17 protein-coding genes are annotated in these 18,808 nt (G+C 53.8%); 6 read left to right on the plus strand and 11 right to left on the minus strand.

Translation table 11 applies throughout. From position 1 onward, the window contains the following. Positions 1-18: 18 nt before the first annotated feature. Together KBY49_RS07650 and KBY49_RS07655 are read right to left on the minus strand one after the other, a co-directional pair. Entirely contained in the window at positions 19-1,164 is a 1,146-nt protein-coding gene (locus tag KBY49_RS07650; RefSeq protein WP_254934213.1) for a glycosyltransferase family 4 protein, read from the minus strand. 61 nt (positions 1,165-1,225) lie between these two features. Further along, positions 1,226-2,482, minus strand: a complete 1,257-nt coding sequence (locus tag KBY49_RS07655; protein ID WP_254934214.1) for an O-antigen ligase — start codon at positions 2,480-2,482, stop codon at positions 1,226-1,228. An 80-nt stretch (positions 2,483-2,562) separates the two neighbouring features. Between KBY49_RS07655 and mnmG the strand changes: the two genes are divergently transcribed. After that, positions 2,563-4,506 (plus strand): tRNA uridine-5-carboxymethylaminomethyl(34) synthesis enzyme MnmG, encoded by a 1,944-nt coding sequence (gene mnmG / locus KBY49_RS07660; RefSeq protein ID WP_254934622.1) that lies wholly within the window; start codon positions 2,563-2,565, stop codon positions 4,504-4,506. A gap of 108 nt (positions 4,507-4,614) precedes the next feature. Continuing rightward, on the plus strand, positions 4,615-5,259 hold the full coding sequence (locus KBY49_RS07665; protein ID WP_254934215.1) for a hypothetical protein: 645 nt from the start codon (positions 4,615-4,617) through the stop codon (positions 5,257-5,259). A gap of 8 nt (positions 5,260-5,267) precedes the next feature. On the opposite strand, the gene KBY49_RS07670 is transcribed toward KBY49_RS07665, so the two are convergent. From KBY49_RS07670 to KBY49_RS07690, 5 genes are read right to left on the minus strand one after another with little or no spacing between them, the layout of a single operon-like run. Then, a complete protein-coding gene (locus KBY49_RS07670) occupies positions 5,268-6,011 on the minus strand; it encodes a glycosyltransferase family 2 protein (protein WP_254934216.1) in 744 nt (247 codons plus the stop codon). Between the two features lie 8 nt (positions 6,012-6,019). Then, a complete protein-coding gene (locus KBY49_RS07675) occupies positions 6,020-7,108 on the minus strand; it encodes a glycosyltransferase family 4 protein (protein WP_254934217.1) in 1,089 nt (362 codons plus the stop codon). 10 nt (positions 7,109-7,118) lie between these two features. Then, a complete protein-coding gene (locus KBY49_RS07680; RefSeq protein WP_254934218.1) occupies positions 7,119-8,255 on the minus strand; it encodes a glycosyltransferase family 4 protein in 1,137 nt (378 codons plus the stop codon). 21 nt (positions 8,256-8,276) lie between these two features. Further along, complete coding sequence (locus KBY49_RS07685) at positions 8,277-9,575, minus strand: glycosyltransferase (protein WP_254934219.1); 1,299 nt, start codon at positions 9,573-9,575, stop codon at positions 8,277-8,279. An 8-nt stretch (positions 9,576-9,583) separates the two neighbouring features. Beyond that, positions 9,584-10,627, minus strand: coding sequence for a glycosyltransferase family 4 protein (locus tag KBY49_RS07690; RefSeq protein ID WP_254934623.1), 1,044 nt, complete (start codon positions 10,625-10,627; stop codon positions 9,584-9,586). Positions 10,628-10,757: 130 nt separating this feature from the next. Between KBY49_RS07690 and KBY49_RS07695 the strand changes: the two genes are divergently transcribed. Beyond that, a complete protein-coding gene (locus KBY49_RS07695; RefSeq protein ID WP_254934220.1) occupies positions 10,758-11,372 on the plus strand; it encodes a chorismate lyase in 615 nt (204 codons plus the stop codon). Here KBY49_RS07695 and KBY49_RS07700 read toward each other — a convergent pair. Together KBY49_RS07700 and KBY49_RS07705 are read right to left on the minus strand one after the other, a co-directional pair. Further along, on the minus strand, positions 11,369-11,875 hold the full coding sequence (locus KBY49_RS07700; RefSeq protein WP_254934221.1) for an RNA helicase: 507 nt from the start codon (positions 11,873-11,875) through the stop codon (positions 11,369-11,371). The genes KBY49_RS07695 and KBY49_RS07700 overlap by 4 nt on opposite strands. Before the next feature lie 115 nt (positions 11,876-11,990). Further along, on the minus strand, positions 11,991-12,530 hold the full coding sequence (locus tag KBY49_RS07705; protein ID WP_254934624.1) for a SprT family zinc-dependent metalloprotease: 540 nt from the start codon (positions 12,528-12,530) through the stop codon (positions 11,991-11,993). Positions 12,531-12,637: 107 nt separating this feature from the next. Between KBY49_RS07705 and KBY49_RS07710 the strand changes: the two genes are divergently transcribed. Together KBY49_RS07710 and ligA are read left to right on the plus strand one after the other, a co-directional pair. Further along, positions 12,638-13,057, plus strand: coding sequence for a hypothetical protein (locus KBY49_RS07710; protein ID WP_254934222.1), 420 nt, complete (start codon positions 12,638-12,640; stop codon positions 13,055-13,057). Positions 13,058-13,066: 9 nt separating this feature from the next. Beyond that, positions 13,067-15,160: an NAD-dependent DNA ligase LigA gene (ligA, locus tag KBY49_RS07715; protein WP_254934223.1), complete on the plus strand. Its 2,094-nt coding sequence runs from the start codon at positions 13,067-13,069 to the stop codon at positions 15,158-15,160. Here ligA and KBY49_RS07720 read toward each other — a convergent pair. Continuing rightward, positions 15,157-15,450 carry a hypothetical protein gene (locus KBY49_RS07720; RefSeq protein WP_254934224.1) on the minus strand — a complete coding sequence of 98 codons (294 nt, stop codon included), beginning with the start codon at positions 15,448-15,450 and terminating at the stop codon, positions 15,157-15,159. The genes ligA and KBY49_RS07720 overlap by 4 nt on opposite strands. Between KBY49_RS07720 and KBY49_RS07725 the strand changes: the two genes are divergently transcribed. Then, entirely contained in the window at positions 15,449-15,628 is a 180-nt protein-coding gene (locus KBY49_RS07725) for a hypothetical protein (RefSeq protein ID WP_254934670.1), read from the plus strand. The genes KBY49_RS07720 and KBY49_RS07725 overlap by 2 nt on opposite strands. Before the next feature lie 68 nt (positions 15,629-15,696). Here KBY49_RS07725 and KBY49_RS07730 read toward each other — a convergent pair whose 3' ends face one another. Continuing rightward, the gene (locus tag KBY49_RS07730) at positions 15,697-18,768 is read right to left on the minus strand and encodes a choice-of-anchor I family protein (protein WP_254934225.1); all 3,072 of its coding nucleotides are present in this window, start codon (positions 18,766-18,768) and stop codon (positions 15,697-15,699) included. Between the last annotated feature and the right edge of the window lie 40 nt (positions 18,769-18,808).

Genomic DNA, 18,808 nt, shown 5'->3' on the forward strand with positions numbered 1-18,808 from the left:
TTAGAAACTCAATCCTGGCTAAAGCGATACAAGCCAACGCGAATAAACATCGGCACGACATTTTGAATCGTAGGTCCTAGCTCGCTGGTTTGCACGAGCAATCATTACGCTGCAATCAGACTGGCTAGCCAAAACTATTGCAGATGCAAACTCTGTTGGATCTGGGGATGCCAAAAATACCTCATCTTCTGAGGCCAAGGATCTTACGGATGGCACATCAGCAGCCACAATAGGAATTGGCGTAGCCATATACTCAACGAGCTTCATTGGAGAAGTTGCATACATTGACGAGACACTCCGATCCAAAGGACAAAGCAAAACAGAACTACCGTCAATAACTTCATCAATCACCCTCTCAGGCTCGACAAACCCAAGATAATCAACTCGATTCCCTACATCATATTTACTAGACAGCCCACGAATATACTCGTCAGCATGTGAACTATTACGCTTTCCACCAGCAATTCTAAGACGATAATTCGAGGGCAAAAGGGCAAGCGAGGCAAATAACAGCGGCACATTCTTCCAAGGTATAAAACTTCCTGCATAAGTCAAAACTAAGACATCCTTCGAAAGGCTGCGCGTTGCCTTAGAAAATTTACCAGTCTCTACGCTATTAGGCAATACTATCGCATTTCGTGGCGGCACAAAACCAAGCTTAACTATATATTCTAATTGCGCGCGAGAAGTAAATACAATACCATCAATACTATTTAAAAAAGTTTGATACTGCCAAGTGGTATTTGAGCGGGAAGCAAAAGGCATACCACCCTCATGCAGCTCGCTTATCAATTTAAATCGACACAAAACCCTTAATACCATGGCAAGGTAAAGAAATTTATCCTCCCTAATTACGCAAATACAAATACCACCAGGAAAATTTCGAGCCCAGGCAACAAAGTGAAAAAGCAGATAAAGTCTTGCAAAGAATTTATCTGCAAAAAAGAGGGATTTAATAGCCAAAGAACGAGAATACTCATTCCTGCAGGCAAACTCCGGCCAACCATCAAATCTATTTGGGAAAACCTTGAATGGGAGTGTAATCTGCCATCCCAAGCGAGGAAGCCCCCCCGTGACATAATCTCTTAATATCTGAGCAGAAGAGCCAGAATCAAAGCCAGGAAGTAGCTCATAAAAGTAAAATATTCGCTTGGCATTGGTCATAAAGGCTGGATGAAATGGCAAACAAATTTAACAAATCACAAAAAACTCAAACGAGAGAAGGTTATGCAGAAGATTTTAAAAATTGGCCCTCGACAGGCTCCGAAGATAAATACCAGAAAAAGCTAATGGTAAAGAAAAATGAAATTACAGAAATGTTATGGTGATAAAGAGGCTGCGGAAAAGCGCTCACAAGCATAGCCACAACTATGGAACCACCACATATGGCACTAATATTTGCACTATTTCGTTTTACCAATGAGAAAAACATCCAGGCGATACCAAGACCGAATACAAGCAAACCGGTCAAACCGACAATGCCCGTAGTCATCAGAACATCAAAATACTGATTATGGACTCCACTCCAATTGACAAACCCTGGTGAACAAAAATGATTTGAACAGTAATTTGCAATTACCTGGTGCCCATTGCCAGGGCCAACACCTAATAGAGGGTTAGCCAAGAAACTCTTTACAGAAATCAAAATCAAATAAAACCTACCTCCATTAGAAGTGCCCATACCGCCACCGTCTAAAGAAGCAGCCACTTCATTAACAGTTTGGATAAACTTAGAAGAAAAAAGAGGGAAGAGGATCACAACTGTAATTGTGAAAAAAATAAACCAGTATTTTTGTATCTGACGACGAGCCAATCTCCAAGCAATCAAAAAAACCTCAATCGACCAACCAGCAGCAAAACCCAAAAGAGCTCCTCCGGATCCAGATGCATAGAGAGCAAAAAGGGAAGCAAAAAACCCTGCAAACAAATAAAATCTCGCAAATTTCGTAGTAAAAATAAAAATTCCAGCGAAAGAGATTAAAGCCAAAATCGCTGCAATCTGCCCATAGGGAATAGAATTCGTAATTGGGAGACCCACACGAACAACCTTATCTATTAATAACGATTTAGCAGAAAAAACTGCAGCAGTAATTCCTCCAGTTCCCGCACCAAAGAACAAAAAGCCCCTTGCCCGCAAAGGTTCAACAAAACTGCGCAGTCCCACAATTAAAGGAATAAACAAAAGTGCCCGCACTGGGTAGTCAAAATAACTCCAATCCCCACCATTTATAAGGAGAGATGGCACCATAAGCAGAGGAAACGCAACAAGAAGGCATGCAAAGATACGGTCTTCTCCAAGAAAACGCAAAGGACGCTGCCACAACATAACCCCAAGACTCAAAATGACCAAAACAGCAGCAAAAAAACCAAAGGAGTCGGGTATCAACAAAATCAGAGAGTAGAAGCCGAATAAAGACCAATAGAAAAATACTGGTTTAATAGGCCTGCTGAGCACAGCTGAATAAACAAAGTCAACTCCCAACCTAGGACATGACCAATGGCCTAAAACCTGCCAAGGCGACTTCGCGATAGATTCGACCAATGGTCACATCCAAACAGTTGATCCAATCACCCACGGAATCAGCTAGCGAATCCTTCGACGTCATCGTCGTAGGGGGAGGGCATGCGGGCTGCGAAGCCGCGCTTACCTCGGCTCGCCTTGGCCTCTCGACTGCCCTGTTTACCCTCAATCTCGATCGCATCGCCTGGCAGCCATGCAATCCGGCGGTTGGTGGACCCGCAAAAAGCCAACTTGTCCATGAAGTAGATGCCCTAGGTGGCGTCATCGGTCGGCTGGCTGATGCCACTGCACTACAGAAGCGGATACTGAATGCAAGCCGGGGCCCTGCTGTCTGGGCCCTTCGCGCCCAGACAGACAAGCGTCGATACGCAAGAGAAATGCTGAAAATACTCCAAAACACAGAAAACCTGGCCCTACGCGAAGCAATGGTGACCGGGCTGTGCGTGGAATCTAGAAATCCCGATACTGAAGAAATTGCCATCAACCAAATCGTTGGAATAAAGACTTACTTCGGAAGTTGCTACGGAGCAAAAGCAGTGGTTTTAACCACAGGCACCTTCCTGGGCGGACAAATCTGGGTCGGAAACAAATCCATGGCCGCCGGCCGTTCAGGTGAGCAGGCTGCAGAAGGTCTTACGGAAGCACTCAACTCCCTAGGCCTGAATACCACAAGGCTTAAGACTGGAACACCAGCAAGAATCGATCGCCGCAGCATTGACTACTCGGTCCTTCAAGAACAAGCAAGTGATGCTGCCGATCGCTTCTTTTCCTTCGACCCCAGCGCCTGGTTGAGCGGTGAACAGATGGCCTGCCACATAACTCGCACAACCAAATCAACCCATAAGTTAATCAGAGACAACCTTCACCTCACTCCAATCTACGGAGGCTTTATAGACAGTAAAGGTCCAAGATACTGCCCATCTATTGAAGACAAAATAGTACGCTTTGCCGATAAGGAGAGCCACCAGATATTCCTTGAACCCGAGGGGCGTGACACCCCAGAAATTTACGTGCAGGGCTTCTCTACTGGCCTTCCTGAAAATCTTCAATTAGAGCTGCTCAGAACCCTGCCAGGCCTAGAAAAATGCGTGATGCTGAGGCCTGCCTATGCAGTTGACTACGACGTATTAGTGGCAACCCAATTGAAACCATCCTTGGAAGCAAAGACAGCCAAGGGCCTATTTACGGCAGGTCAACTGAACGGCACCACAGGCTACGAAGAAGCTGCTGCGCAGGGGCTAGTGGCTGGGCTGAATGCTGCACGCTCTGTCAAAGGAGAAAACCCTGTACATTTTTCTCGAGAAAATAGCTATATCGGTACCATGATCGACGATCTCATTACCCAAGACCTAAAAGAACCCTACAGGGTGCTTACTAGCCGCAGTGAATATAGACTTATCTTGCGCGGTGACAATGCTGACCGTCGACTAACCCCACTTGGCAGAGAACTGGGACTAATCGACGATCGTCGTTGGGAAATCTACAGCAGAAAACAACGGGCGATGACCGAGGAAAACCAACGCCTAGAGAAGGTACGCATCAAGGAAGCAGATCCAATTACGATCGCAATTACCAAGCAAACTGCCCTACCAATCAAAGGCTCAATCAGCCTGGCCGAATTACTTAGGCGGCCAGGCATCAGCAGCCAAGATCTGGTAAACCATGGGCTAACGCCAGATGACATTGGCAGAGATGTGAGGGAAGGGGTAGAAATAGATATCAAATATAATGGGTATCTAGCCAGGCAACAGCAACAAATACAGAAAATCAAAACCCAAAGCGAGCGGATTCTGCCAACGAACACAAACTATTCAGAAATTACTACCCTCTCGAACGAAGCCAGGGAAAAACTTGGCAAAATTCAACCGCACAACCTAGGCCAAGCATCACGGATTCCCGGAGTAAGCCATGCCGACACCGCAGCCCTACTTCTCTGGCTTGAGGTTCAAAGCCGGAAGGAATCGAACCAAAAGGGCCTCGACTAGGAAACTAAAATTGGTTATGGTTGGGGTCCTACTAGCTATAAGATTCAATTGAGAGCAGCAAGCAAGCAGCCGGCAACACGGGCCTACTGGGAACTAAAAGCCGACCAGGTGCTAAATCGGGTATTTCAAGCACAATCCAGCCCCAACCTAGATCCAGTTGAGGTGGTAGTAAAGGAAATCCAAGCTCGCAAAATTCCTATTGGCAAAGAAAGGGCAGTATGGGTGGCAGCCACCGCAGGTATCGCCATCCTTGGAACTAGTTTGATGGCTTTTGGTCTCTGGCAAGCCAATCAAAGGACAGCCACAGAAGAGAGAAATCTCCTATTACTTAACCAACTCAAGACAGCCACAAGCCAAACGGCAAGGGAAGTTGCCGGCAAAAAGCTGCCCATTCACCTCGATGAAAGCCTTCCTCCACCCCCACCACAGCAAGAACCATGGATGGAGGAACTGGCCCAACTGCCGGCAAATGGAGCAAGCAACATGCCACTCATACAAGTTCCCGTAGGCAAATCACTGAACTCAAAGACGGCGCAAGTAACCGAAAACTCAACTCCAGTGCTAATTGGGGTAATTCAAGGCCCATCAGGAAGCGGCTCTGCAATTTTTCAAATTCAGGGCACAATTGCCACTGCAGCAGTTGGTGAACGCATAGGTGCTAGCGGATGGACACTTAGACGCACTACAGGAGAAGGTGCTGCCATTGAAAGCAATGGGGTACAACGCAACTTGTCAGTTTCAGCATCCCCCTAAACCCAACCTCAATCCAAAGCCTTTAAGTATTTCAGATAGGTCCCAAAAGCCTGTAACGAAGAAACAGTGAGACCGTCAAGGCCCCCCAGAAATCCCAAACGCAGGAAATAGCAGGATAAAAATCTATATAAAGCCCTAAGGACTGGGGTAAAATGATTGATCGACCTGCGCCGCTGCCTGAGAGATTCCGCCCCAATAGATGAATAGGCATTCATTTTCTCAACCGCAGCTCCATAGGAAGAATAGGTATAATGCAAAAGATTTGATCTTAATGTGCCTACGGAACCCTCAAAAACCAAAGATTCATGCACAGTATTTGAATTAAAACTAGCGGATCCGGCATGAAATAGGCGACTCACGTAATCGGGGTACCATCCGGCAACACGAACGGCACGCCCGCAAAGATGATTTAAGCGAGGCATCCGATAGACAGAATATTTCGGTGCAGATAAGACAGTTTTAATTTCTTTTGCAAGCTGGGCAGGCACAACCTCATCACAGTCAATGGAAAATACCCAGCCGGAGTTGACAAGCTCAAGGGCCCGTTGCTTTTGCACTCCAAAACCCTGCCAATCCAAATCAGTAATAACAACAGCGCCAAATGACCTCGCAATATCGACAGTTTGATCGGTACTGCCGCCGTCAACAATCACAATCGACTGGCAAAAATCCAATGATGCCAGACATTTACCGATGGTTTCAGCAGCATTTTTTGATATTAAAATAGCTGTGAGAGATTCAGACGCACCCATAACACAAATCAACTCTGCAGAACTGTTGTAAACAGTTGATCCATCTCAGAAAGCATGCCGGCCTCGCTGTGATGGGTTAAAACAAACTCACGGGCACGCATCGCCAATTCGCTAGCTAGCGAAGGGTTAGCCATCAACTCAACAATCGCGGCACGTAATTGGATCGGATCATTAGGTTGAACGACAAGAGCAGTTTCACGGTTCCTAGCAACCTCAGGAATTGCACCTGCGGTAGTCGTCACGACAGGTATTGAGGCCATCATTGCCTGGACCAAGGCCTGCGAGATGCCCTCATTTGCATAGGAAGGAAGTACAAAAATATCCATGGCCTGCAACCAAGGCAACACATTCTGCTGATGCCCTGCAAAAATAAATAAAGAAGCCAAACCCGCATCGCAAATCTCCTGCTCCAGAGTCTGGCGAATGGGACCATCCCCAACGAAAACAACCCTGACATTATCCGCAGAAAAATCTCTTACGGCGTCGATCAAAACTCGATGCCCTTTCCAAGAACGAATGGTTGCCACCAGGCCAATCACAGTAAGGCACTCAAGCCCCAAAAGAGACTTGGCCCCATCGGCAGAACCGGGAACAAATTTATCTGGATTTATACCAGTTGGGATAGAAAATACCTGATCAGCAGGGACACCGATCGAAACAATCTGTTGGCGAATGGCCTCACCGGTGGTTACAACTCTCTGGGCAGCTTTTTGATAAAGCCACCGAGTCGTTAAACTTCGACTGGGCTGAGCACATATATGGCGCGTACGAACAACCTTTGGCCTCCGCCATAGGGTCAATAGAACCAATGCCACTAACCAACTATCCGTAGAACTATGGGTATTAATTACATCCGGATTCAGGGCAACCAATGCCGCTCTCAAACAAAGGAAAGCTCGCAAGTTTCGGCCAAAAATTGGAACAGTTTTAATCGGAACTCCGTAATCAACTGCCCGACCTACTAGCTGCGCATTGGGGGGTGCCAGCACCGTTACACGATGTCCACGCTCAATAAAACCCCTGGCCTCAGACAAGACTCGCATTTCCTGACCGCCCCAACCAATCGAAGATTCGGTATGGACAATGGAATAGGCCATGGCCGCGGAACTAAGAGGAGAACGAAGAGGGCAGCAATTCTTTGTATAAGGCCAACCACTCAAAAAGCATGCGCTCAAAAGTAAGCGGCAAAACTCGCCGATAACTGGCCTGACCCATTGACTCAGAATACTCGAGCGCATGCAGGATTGGCTCAACCCAATCGGGCGCTGCGTGCCAATCTCTCACAAAACCCTCAACTCCCTCATCGATTAAGTCCCGAGTTCCTGAAGTGCGGCTAACGACAACTGGCAAACCACAGGCCATGGCCTCCAAAGATGCATTGGGCATCTGGTCATACATGGAAGGCTGTACAAATACATCTGCTGCTGCAAAGAGCTGAATTGGATTAGAAGTCGGACCAATCCATCGGAGTCGCTCTTTGCCTATACCAAGGGATTCAGCAGCGCTACGGAATCGCTTGGGGTGGGATTCCTTTCCGGCAATCAAAAGGATTAAAGATTTAGGTAGCAACGCCATAAATTCAAGGGCAGTGGACAGGCCCTTACGATGCCAACCTGAACCAAGAATCAAAAGAACCTGCGAGTTGGCTGGTATGCCAAGATTATTTCTGCTCTCCTGACGTAGAGCGCTTCTTCTTTCAAGGGAGAAGCGCTGGTGGTCAACACCGTTCCAAATCAAGTGGACCCGTTCCTTGTCAAAGTTGGGATAGAGCTCAGCAAGGTCATCAACAACCATCTGGGAGTTAGCAATCACAGCCCTTAGGGAGGGGTGCTCAAACATCTCTCGCTCCAGCTGTAGCACCGCCTGGTGTTTTGGCTCCTGAAAAAGTTGATGGCGCTGCCGAGCAGTGCGGCCATGGGCCACCTGCTTCAACCATTGGGCGTGCAAGCCTGAACCAGCTCGATAGATATGGGCACCAGGAATGGGCTCATGGGCCTGAACCAAATCAAAATTAGGGAGCTGCCTGGATACGGCCCGCACAAAGGAGCGAGAGCGCATCGCTCCTCCCAAGAAAAATGGGTTACAACGGATTACACGACAATTCTGACCTGTGGCAATTTCTGGAGGAAGGCTCCATGAACGAGCCAAAATCGAAAGCTCAATTGCTTGATTGGCATGAAAAGCCTTGATTGCCTCATTAATTACTTTTTCAGCCCCACCAAAGGCTAAAAACTTTTGCTTCACTATTGCCAAGGACAATGGCATTTATATCTCCATACAATATTTGGGAGAATCACCAGCAAGCAACACAGAGGCAATATCAGCACTTGTTTGGGCCCATTTCCGTAGATCAGCATGGGAGTTTTGAATACTCAGTCTTTTTGCCTCAAGAAAAAGCGGTTCGCACAGCAACCTCTGCATCAAATTAGCCAATTCCGCAGGTTGATCCGGAGAAAAGTACAAACCCAAATCTCCACAGACTTCATGCATAACTGGTGTATCAGAAGCCAAGACTGGCGTGCCCAACCATAGGGACTCAGAAGCTGGCAATCCCCAGCCTTCACTATAGCTAGGTAGCACTGTCGCCATAGCCCGTTGATAATGTTCCACCAGCTCAGACTGGGATGGGGTCACCTGGATATGAATTTTAGGGCGAATATTTTGATATCTTGGCTGCTTGAGTAATCTTTTTGTGGAAGTGCGCGCCGCCCCTGCCAAAACCAAATGGCAACCATCAGGTTCAGATTCATTAAGTATTAATAGGGCATCAAGCAGTATTTCTAGATTCTTACGCCCAGGACGGCAGCCCACGGCAAGAAAAAAATTCTTACCAATTCCGGCTAAGGGCGAGCCCATGTTGGGAGTGCGGCACTCATGGGCAAGCTGCGCCACATGGACCTCTGCACTGGCTGGCATTAGATCCCGGCTTTGTAGCTCTAAAAGACACTGCTTGGTGAAATATGAATTTGCAAATACATAACTGGAAGATTCCAGTATTAGGGCATTGTCGCGGGAAAATTGGTCGACAAATCGCCTACCCGGGCGATCATATTGATCCAGTAGGGGGAAAAAGTCATGCAGCAGGCTAGCCAGGCGCCATTGGCCAAAACCTTGGGCATTGATTGATTCTAAGAGCTTGAGATAGCTGGCAATGAATTTTGGCCTGGCCGCTGAAAAGAGAACGCGGTTTACCTTAGTATCTAAAAATCGTGAATGCCTGTCACTAAGCCCTTTAGCCAGCCAATCTCTCAAACAGTCGTGGAGAAACCTTGGCAGAAAAGTCCTGAGTCGAAACAACTGTTGATCCAGGCTGAACAGCAATCTTTGCACTTCAAAGCCAAGCTTTGCAGGCCTGCCAGAGGCAAATAATTCAAAATCAAAATCTACAACTACAAAACGATTTATACCTGCAAAGTAAACGACATGATCCAACTCCGGCTCAATTTGACTAAGCCCGTTAGCTATCTCCGCCACCACGCGGGCAATCCCATAAAAGCCACCGCGACCCAGTGAACCAGCAAACAGTTCTGTCAGATCGCAAGTGAGCCGATTTGGTTGCACCATTCTTTTATTCAACCTGCCAATCCAACGTAAAGCTGATTTATGGAATTTGCCTCTAGGGCAAGCCCATAATGATCGACAGCCCTTGCGCGGGCAACTGGCCCCAATTCAGCCAACCGGGATTGATCAGAGATCAAGTCAGCCATCTTTAGAGCCAGCTCATCGACATTTCCAGTTTGAAATAGCTCGCCAACGCGGGAATCAACTATTTGGGGCCAAGCCCCTGCCATCGAAGTAAGAACAGGGGTGCCGCAGGCCATCGCCTCTAGGGGAGTCAGACCAAAACCCTCGGAACGGGATGCAGCCACAGCCAAAACGCAGGTTCTATATAGGTCACGAACCGACTTGCGATCCAAGTCCCCAAGGAATAAAATCCTTTCAGAAAGATTATGAGCTGCAATTTTTGATCTTAAGTTATCCAGAAAAGGTTGGTCTTTTTCCTGGCAAAGACCCGTAAAAAATGCTGAAAATCCTGGATAATCAGGTAGCACTCGAAGCAGCGCCTCCACCAGCAAATCAGTTCCCTTACTTAGACGAATCCGTCCGAATGCTCCAATCCATTGCTGATCAAGATTCAATGGGTTAGCTCGCAAGCATAGGGGCATATCAGGCTTACTTGAGTAGAGATTTGGTGAATAGAAATCCGTATCCACCCCATGGTTAATAACAACGCTGCGACAGGGCAGAAAGTCGGCTGAGCGATCCGATGTGGCAATTACCGCGTCACAGCGGCCTATCAACCAGCTCAGCCACCTGCCAGGTGGTTTTGGCGCAGCCGAAGTAAATAAAACTTTCCAGGGCTGGCCCAAAACGGAACGAAGAAACAGACCCATCAGAATTTCTATATCGCGCCGCGCATGCCAAATCCTGAAATGGCCCTGCTGGGGCTTTGACCAACCTTGGCTCAATACGCCCTTCCAACCCACAGCTCCGGACAACTCAAGCCGGCCCCAATCCCAAACACCAATGGAACACTGCCGACGTTGCAGGGGCACCAGGGCCTGAATCGTGGCTGAAACCCCCGTGTAGCGGGCGTGGAAATTGGTGACAACCACATCGGCCAAGGGCTGTCTGGCTTGCTTGCGCACCACGGACTGCCCCCTACTTCTATCCGCCATCCTTGCTGCCTGGGGGCTGGAACTCGGATCTTCCTAGCCTGGTGGCCATCCTGGCCCCAAATCGGCTTTGCTGATCTCCCCTCCACCAACCTGGCAAGCCTCGAAAACAGCTGTTCTGCAGGGCCTGGCGGGCAGCTCCCTGACCGGCCCTTGGCGCCTACTACTACTGGGTGATGGCAGCCCCACTCGCCATCTCGAAAGCCTCAGCGGGATACCGGTGGAGATCGAACTGATCGGCATGGCCCCGGAGAACGATTGCCCTACCGACGGCAGTCCCCTGCCCGAAGAGGTGGCAGAGCTAACTGCGCCCCTATTGCGCCGGCAGGTCTGGCTGTGCTGTGGTGAACAAACCCTGGCCTGGGCGGAGAGCTGGTGGAACCAGCAGCAGGCAGACACCTACCTGCAGGAGCGGGACCAACCGATTTGGCGCAGCCTGACCAGCCACCGGGCCGAGCTGTTTCGGGAGGTGGATGGGCTGGCCCAGGTGGACGCCCCCTGGCTGGAGGAGCGTTTTGGCTTCCCAGGACCCTTTTGGAGTAGGCACTATCGCTTCTTCCGTGGGGGCAAGGAGCTCACCGTGATTCGCGAGGTGTTTTCACCCCAGCTGGAAACCTGGCTTGGCCCAGCAAGAACCAGATCGGTAAGAACCAGCCCGGCAAGCTCCAAAACTGCCAAGCCCTAACGGCGGCGGGTGGAGCGGGGCAGGGGCCTGGAATTGCTGTTAGCTCCTTCAACAGCACTTTCGGGGGCTATCTCAGTGGCAGCTTCAACGGAACTGGGGGGGCGCTGCCAGCGGGCTACGGCGAAGGCCCCATCCTCAGGCCAGCCATCGGCATCTAGCGGCACAGCGGCGGGTGCAGCAGCCGGCACAGCAGCAGGTGCAATGCCCCTTCGCCTTGAGATCGCCTCCAAGGGGCGACGGGAGGGTTTTTGCGGGGGAGCTTCCTGCCAGGGCTCACGCCAATCTTCGTCGTCTTCAAGGATTCGATCCAGCTTGTCCTCCACCCAGCGACCGAGCTGATCAAACCGGGGCACCCCAGCTGGACGGCCCCGCCCCGGGTTGCGGGAGGCCGAGCGCGATGCCCCCCGGGAGCCAGGGCGAGCACCGGAAACCCCATCCACCAATTGACGACCCGCATTAACCAGGCGCGAGAGCCGATCGTCGTCAGACCAGGAATCCGTCATTGCCCCAACCTATCGGCGCCGAGCCGCCAGCCAGCGCTCCCGGCCCATGCCCACCAGGGCAATGGCCAGGCCGCCAAATTCCAGGGTCCAAAGAAACACACCCATGGCTTTGAGGCTAAGCCGCCGCCTCAAATTCCAATAGGCAGCTGGGATGCCAACGGCCGCCGTGGAAGCGCTCGCAACAGAGCTTGCAGGCCAAACCACTGACACGCCGTTGGTAGGGGGCCTGGATCCCACAGCTGGGACAACGGGCCAACCAGCGGCTTGAGCGGGCAGGAACCGGATAACGGTGGCGCACACTCACCTGGAAAACATCCTGAAGTGCATTGATCGCCCCCATTCGCCTGCGGAATTCGGGGCCATGGACCTCCTGGGCGCCCAGCACCCGGTCCACCCAGGCGTGGATCATTTCGTGGCAGAGGGTGCTCAAGGTGGCCTCCCTCGGTAGGGGCTCGAGCAGGGGCCGCGAGAGCACGATCTCGCAGAGATCACTGCCATCGGCGTGGCGACCCCTTCGATAGAGGCCCGCGGTGCGGCTGAGGCGGCCATCACTCCAGCGCACCTCCACCATCGGCAGCCCTTTCGGGGCCAGGCTGCCTTCGAAGTGTTCCCGATTGAGCCGGTGGAACAGGGGCAGCAGCGGCTCGAGGGGCACCTGGCAGCAGCCAATACACCGCTGCATTGTGGCCGGTGCCGACGCCAGGACCAAAAGTTGAGGGTCGTCGGTCAGACTCTGGATCTCACAGCAAAGCGACAAACGCAATGGATTGGGGTGTGACCCGCGAAATCGGCTCGAAGGCCCTACTGGCCGGCGCTGGTTCCCTGCTCCTCTACTGGACCGTCAATGCGGTGAAGTTGGTGCTCAGCGCCCGCGGCATCAACCCATTGATCAAGCAGTTCTTCACCCAGGTGGCCAGTGGCCAGGTGGATGGGGCCTACCTGCTCACCACCAAGAACTACCGCTCCCACGTCAACCGCCAGCAATTCATCCGCTTCCTGGCTGGCCTGCAGCTCAACAAATACCGCAACCTCAAATCGGGTCGGCCCCGGATCGAGGACGGCCTAATCATGCTGACGGTGAAGCTCAAATCCGACGGCAGCGAGGAGTTGCCCCTCGACTTCACCTTCACGAAGGTGGAGGAGCAGTGGCGGGTTGATCGCATCACCAAGATGGCCGCCTGAGACCCTGCCGTGAGTCAGGCCCGCGCCGAGGAGCTGAGGCGGCTGCTCACCCGAGCGGCCCACGCCTACTACGTGCTGGATGCTCCCCTGATGGAGGATTCGGTCTACGACCAGCTCTACCGAGAACTCGCCGAACTCGAAACCGCCGATCCAGCACTAATCAGCCCCGATAGCCCCACCCAGCGGGTCGGCGGCAGTCCGGCAAAGGGCTTTTCCAGCGTGGCCCATCGAATCGGCTTACTCAGCCTCGATAACGCCTTTAACAGCGCTGAATTGGAGGCCTGGTATCGCCGCCTGCTCGGGGCCCTGGATCGGCCCCCTGAGGCTGGCAAACCCTGGGCCGAGTTGCCCCTGGTGGGCGAACTAAAGATCGACGGCAACGCCCTTGCCTTGAGTTACGAGCAGGGCTTGCTGGTGCGGGCAGCCACCCGGGGGGATGGGGAAAGGGGTGAAGAGATCACCGCCAACGTGCGCACCATCGCTTCGGTGCCGTTGCGGCTCCAACTGGAGAACCCCCCTGAGTGGGTGGAAGTGCGGGGCGAAGCCTTCATTCCCGACGCCACCTTCGCCGCCATTAACGCCGAGCGGGCGACCCAGGGCGACGCCCCATTTGCCAATCCCCGCAACGCCTGCGCCGGCACCCTGCGCCAGCTCGATCCCCAGGTGGTCGCAGCCCGTCGACTCGATTTCTTCGCCTACACCCTGCACCTGCCCTCCCCATACCCGGGCCCGAGCAGCCAATGGACATGCCTCGATTGGCTTAGGGCTGCCGGCTTCAAGGTGAACCCCAATGCACAGTTGTTCGAGAACCTGGCGGGAATCGAGCGCTTCTTTGCCGACTGGGACCAGGACCGCAAAAAGCTGCCCTATGCCACCGATGGGGTGGTGGTCAAACTCAACGACCTGCGCCTGCAGGATGCCGCCGGATTTACCCAAAAGGCGCCGCGCTGGGCCATAGCGCTCAAATACGCCGCCGAAGAAGCGCCGAGCAAATTATTGAGGCTCACCTGTCAGGTGGGCCGCACCGGGGTGGTGACCCCCGTCGCCGAATTTCAACCGGTGCCCCTGGCCGGCACCACGGTGGCCCGGGCCACCCTGCACAACGCCGATCGCCTAGCCGAACTGGATCTACGGGCTGGCGACACGATCGTGGTGCGCAAGGCCGGCGAGATCATCCCCGAGGTGGTGCGGGTGCTGGTGGAACTGCGTCCCCAGGGCGCCCAGCGGTTGGTGTTGCCCCACACCTGCCCTGAATGCTCCTCCGAGCTGGTGCGCGAGGCGGGGGAGGCGGCCACCCGCTGCGTCAATTCCAGCTGCCCGGCGATCCTGCGGGGCGCCCTGCGCCACTGGGTGGGCAAGGGGGCCCTGGATGTGGATGGTCTTGGAAGCAAGTTGATTGAACAGTTGGTGGACCGGGGTCTGGTTCGCTCAATTGCCGATCTTTACCGGCTGGATGGGGCCCTGCTGGCCAGCCTGGAGCGGATGGGCGAAGCCTCCGCCCAAAAGCTGATAACAGCGCTGAATGGCTCGAAAACCCAGCCCTGGCACCGCCAGCTCTACGGCCTGGGCATCCACCATGTGGGGGAAGTAAACGCCAAGGCCCTGGCCCGCCACTTCGCCAGCGCCAGCGAACTGGCCCTAGCCCTAAAGACACCAACCGAGCAAATTGAAAGCCAAGGGGCTGAGGCCCCACTCCAGGCGATCACGGCGATCTATGGCATTGGCGAGGAAATTGCCCAGTCGCTCCAGCAGTGGTTTGCCACTGCGGCCAATCAAGCCCTGCTGGTCGATCTGGAAAGCCTGGGCTTGTCGTTGGCGGCCAGCCAAGAAGAACTAGCCAACAGCCAAGGCAGCCGGGCTGGCTCTGCCGGCCACCTGACTGGCCAAACCTTTGTGCTCACGGGCACCTTGGCCAACCTCAGCCGCCGGGACGCCCAGGCCCTGATCGAAGCGGCGGGCGGCAAGGTGACTGGTTCTGTCAGCAAAAAAACCAGCTATGTGGTGGCAGGGGATGAGGCCGGCAGCAAGCTCAGCAAAGCCCAAGAGTTGGGCGTGGCGGTGCTGGATGAGGCGGGGCTGCTTCAGCTCACCAAAGGGGACTAACGGCGCCCAGGACGGTTTACTGGCCCGCCCACATTTGGACCAACCCCCGGCCCCGCCGCTGGACGCACCCCAACTCCACGGGGCCCGTAGCCCACGCCAGGCGTGGGATTGAGTACCGGACCGCCAGGCACGACCGCAGGACCGCCAGGCACAACCACCGGAGCCACCACAACACAGCCAACGGGCACGCCAGGACCGGTACAGACCACGGCCGCCTGGGTGGCATCGCCCCAAACAAGCGCCGTTGCAGCAGAGCAGACCACCACCGTTAGAACAGAACGCAGCTTCATGACCAAAGTTCAACCAGACCCCAGCATGGACCCGATCCCCTCCGCCTACAACTGGATCAAAACCGCCTGCGGCCGGGCCAAATACGACGAGCTCGCCCAAAGGCCCGGGGCCCTGGCCAAGCTGCGGCTGGCCTGGTTTGTGTTGATTGCCGCGCTGAGGGATTGGCGGCTGCCATAAGGCAGGCAACAAACACAGGCAATAAAAAACCCCCCTTTCGGGGGGTGAGTTAATCCAAGCTGGAGTACTTAGATGGTTTGCTGAATCAGATCGATCTGACCACCTTCCACCAGGTAGCCGGAGCCGTTGATGTTGCCGCCGCCGAGGCTGTGGGCCTGAACATTGGCCAGGAAGAAGCTGCCGGGGGCGGCACCATAGATCTTCGATACATCGATGATCCCCGAGGACTCCCAGTTGCCAATGCCATTGGAGTCTGCGTTGGTATAGGCGGGCTGGGTCTGGCCATATGCCGTGGGGATGGCGGTGCGATCGATCTGGGCCCAGCGCTCCGCTAGCGCACCCGTGATCGGATCGATGGGGCCGCTGGGGTTCAGCTTCCAGATCGAGGCTTCCTGGGTGCCGAAGTTGCCGTTGGCGATGTCGAGGCCACCGCCGTTGGCCCGGTCCTCCTGCAGGTAGAGGCGGCCGTCGGCGCTCCAAGTGAGGTTGTCGGGGTTGCGCAGGCCCGTGGTGGGATCGGCGAGGCGGTCGGCGTCGTAGATGATCCGCAGGCTGCTGGATCCGGCGCTGGCCAGGCGGCCATCGGCACCGAAGGCATTGGCGAAGCTCAGGGTGTAAACGTTGCCGTAGAGGTCACCGTTGCTGAAATCCTTCGTACCCGTGGTATTGAAGGCTGCCTGCTGGCCATTCAGGGGATTGACCTCACCGTCCTCGATGCGGCTGAACTGCAGGGCGCCAAGGCCGATCGTGAGGTTGCGAATCTCGGCATCGCTGAGGTCGAAGTAGCTGGCTTTGTCCGCTGGCTTTTCGATCTTCACCCAGCTGCCGGCCAGTGAAGCCCCCAGGGCCAGGGCCTTGAGGTCGTCGGAGTCAGGGCCGGAGGTGTTGTCGACACCGGTTTCCGCCAGGGCCGTGGGCACAAAGGTGTAGAGGACACCGTTGGCCTCCGCCAGGCCGTTGCGCTCCAGGAAGCCGCCCGCGGTCTTCTGACCAACCCAGAGCCTCAGGGGGGCCTTGTCGTCATCGAAGAGCAGCACGGCGACCGTGTTGACGCTGCCGGTGTCGATCGCGGTGGCCGATTCCCAGGTGCCCTTGCCGAAGGCTTTCACCTGATGCAGGTCGCTGTTGGCCGTGTCAAGGGCATAGAAGGCGCCGCCACCAGCGCCGAACACCTCCTCACCGGTGAGGAAGATGCGATCAGCAAATCCACGGCCAGCGCCGAAGCTGTTGGCCTCCACCAAGTTGGCGCCGCAGAAGCGATCGAGGCCATCGGTGTCGTTGCCGATCACCTTGTCGTAAGCGAGGTCGCCACTGACGATGCGCGACTGGAAGCCGTTTTGGGCATTGTCGTCGGCATCGATGTCGACGATGAAGCGGCTGATGCGGGAGCCGGTGACCGAGGCGTTGAGACCCTCGGCGGTGTAGGCGTAGCCCGCGCTGGCACTAACCTCATGGTTCACAAGCACGGTGTAGGTGCCATCGCCATTGCTGTAGGCGCCCTGTCCGTCAAAGATGCCCGGGGGTACGAAGACGCTGCCAGGCGCGGTGCTGTTGGTGAACTCGCCGTTTGTGATCAGGCTGCTGATCTTCAAGGTGGGGCCTCCCGCCACATCCTTGAGCATGGTGCTAGCGAAAGTGCCAGCTCCAGCTACCGGTGATGAAGCAATCAGGGTCTGAAGATCAAACACGTTGAGGGTGTTAGATACTTCATTGGATACAATCAACTGATCGCGTCCGGTAGGACTATTTCTGGCTTCCACCACTTCCAGCCCTTCGGGCGAAATACTTCCGGCAATGACCGCGCTTGTCACGAAGCTAACCGCACTTGGAACGGTTACGTCGAAGACAGCCAACATCGATTTGGTAGTGCGCTCCATGCTCACGATCGCGTAACTGCGGCCATTGAGCTGGGCAACCACTACGCCCTCAGGTTCGACTCCCTTGTCATCACTGCGCAGGTCGTCATAAATCCCTGCCGCCACAGCGATGGTCTGCAGGGAGTTGCCACTGTCCCAAAGCAAGGCACCACTAACTGCATCGAAGATGCTGATGCTTCGGCTACCGAAGGTAGTGATGCGGTCTTTACTGCCGACGGAGGCATCATCAGTAAGGCGCTTGACGCGATTGGCGTTGCCAGAGCCACGAACCTCATCCAAAAATGTGCCGTAATCGCGGGTGTCTCCTTCGTTGGCGGTCACGAAATATTCCTTACCATCAACCCTGTAAGCAGCGATGCCGTCAGCCTGACGCAGGCCTTCGTAGTTCTGGCCAAGTAGGGGCTTGAAAATACTGTTGTTATCTGCTGAATTATCGCGGTCGGTTAGATCTACAAGCTGGGTCTTAAAATCAACCGCACCAAGGGCAAAAATATTCTCAATCCTATTGGTCGCCAAGTTTACCTTAGCAACACCATTGTTCTCCTGCAGAGTCACATAGGCATAGTTGCCCAGAATCGAGACGTATTCAGGTTCAATATCATTGGCTTGGGTGGTGCCTGCGGTGCCGGAGATGCGGATTCCAGCAGGCAAGGTCAGTCCAGCGAAGCCCAGATCGGTGTAGGAGAAACTCTGTCTGCCTGTAAAGCCCTCAATATCAATAATCCCGATGCTGCCGGGACGATCAATGCTGTAGTTGATGGTGGGTTCGCCTTCGTTGGCGATCACCAACTTGGTTCCCTGGTCATTAAAGGCGATGCTGTCAGGCAGGTAGCCAACCTCCACATCCTCAACAAAACTTAGGCTGCCATCAGTGCCGAGCTTGTAAAAGCGCACCAAACCCTTGCCTGCTGAGGTGCTGTAGTTGCCTGGAGCAAGGGCTACTGCCACCAGGTTGCCAAAGGCGGCAACTGCCTGAGATACATAGTTGCCACCGAAACTTTCGCGCGCTAGCAAAGTCAGGGAATTAGGGTTGGAGGCATCCGTGACCTGAAGAGTGCTGCCGCCACCACTAGAAACGATATAAGCATTATTAGAAATGCTCACTTGAGCAGATATTTCCGCCTGAAACTGCTCCGTGGCAGGACTTGTAATCCTGGGCGAGAGGTCAATACTCCCCAAAAGCGGAATAGAAGGAGCCCCCTCAGCACTCCTAGACTTCAAAGATGCCGATTGTAATTTAGAGACGAAATTCGCTAAAGACATTGAAGAATTTATTAACTATTACATACTATGGTTACTGCGC

It is taken from the genome of Cyanobium sp. WAJ14-Wanaka (genome assembly GCF_024345375.1).
GTDB lineage: Bacteria > Cyanobacteriota > Cyanobacteriia > PCC-6307 > Cyanobiaceae > Cyanobium_A.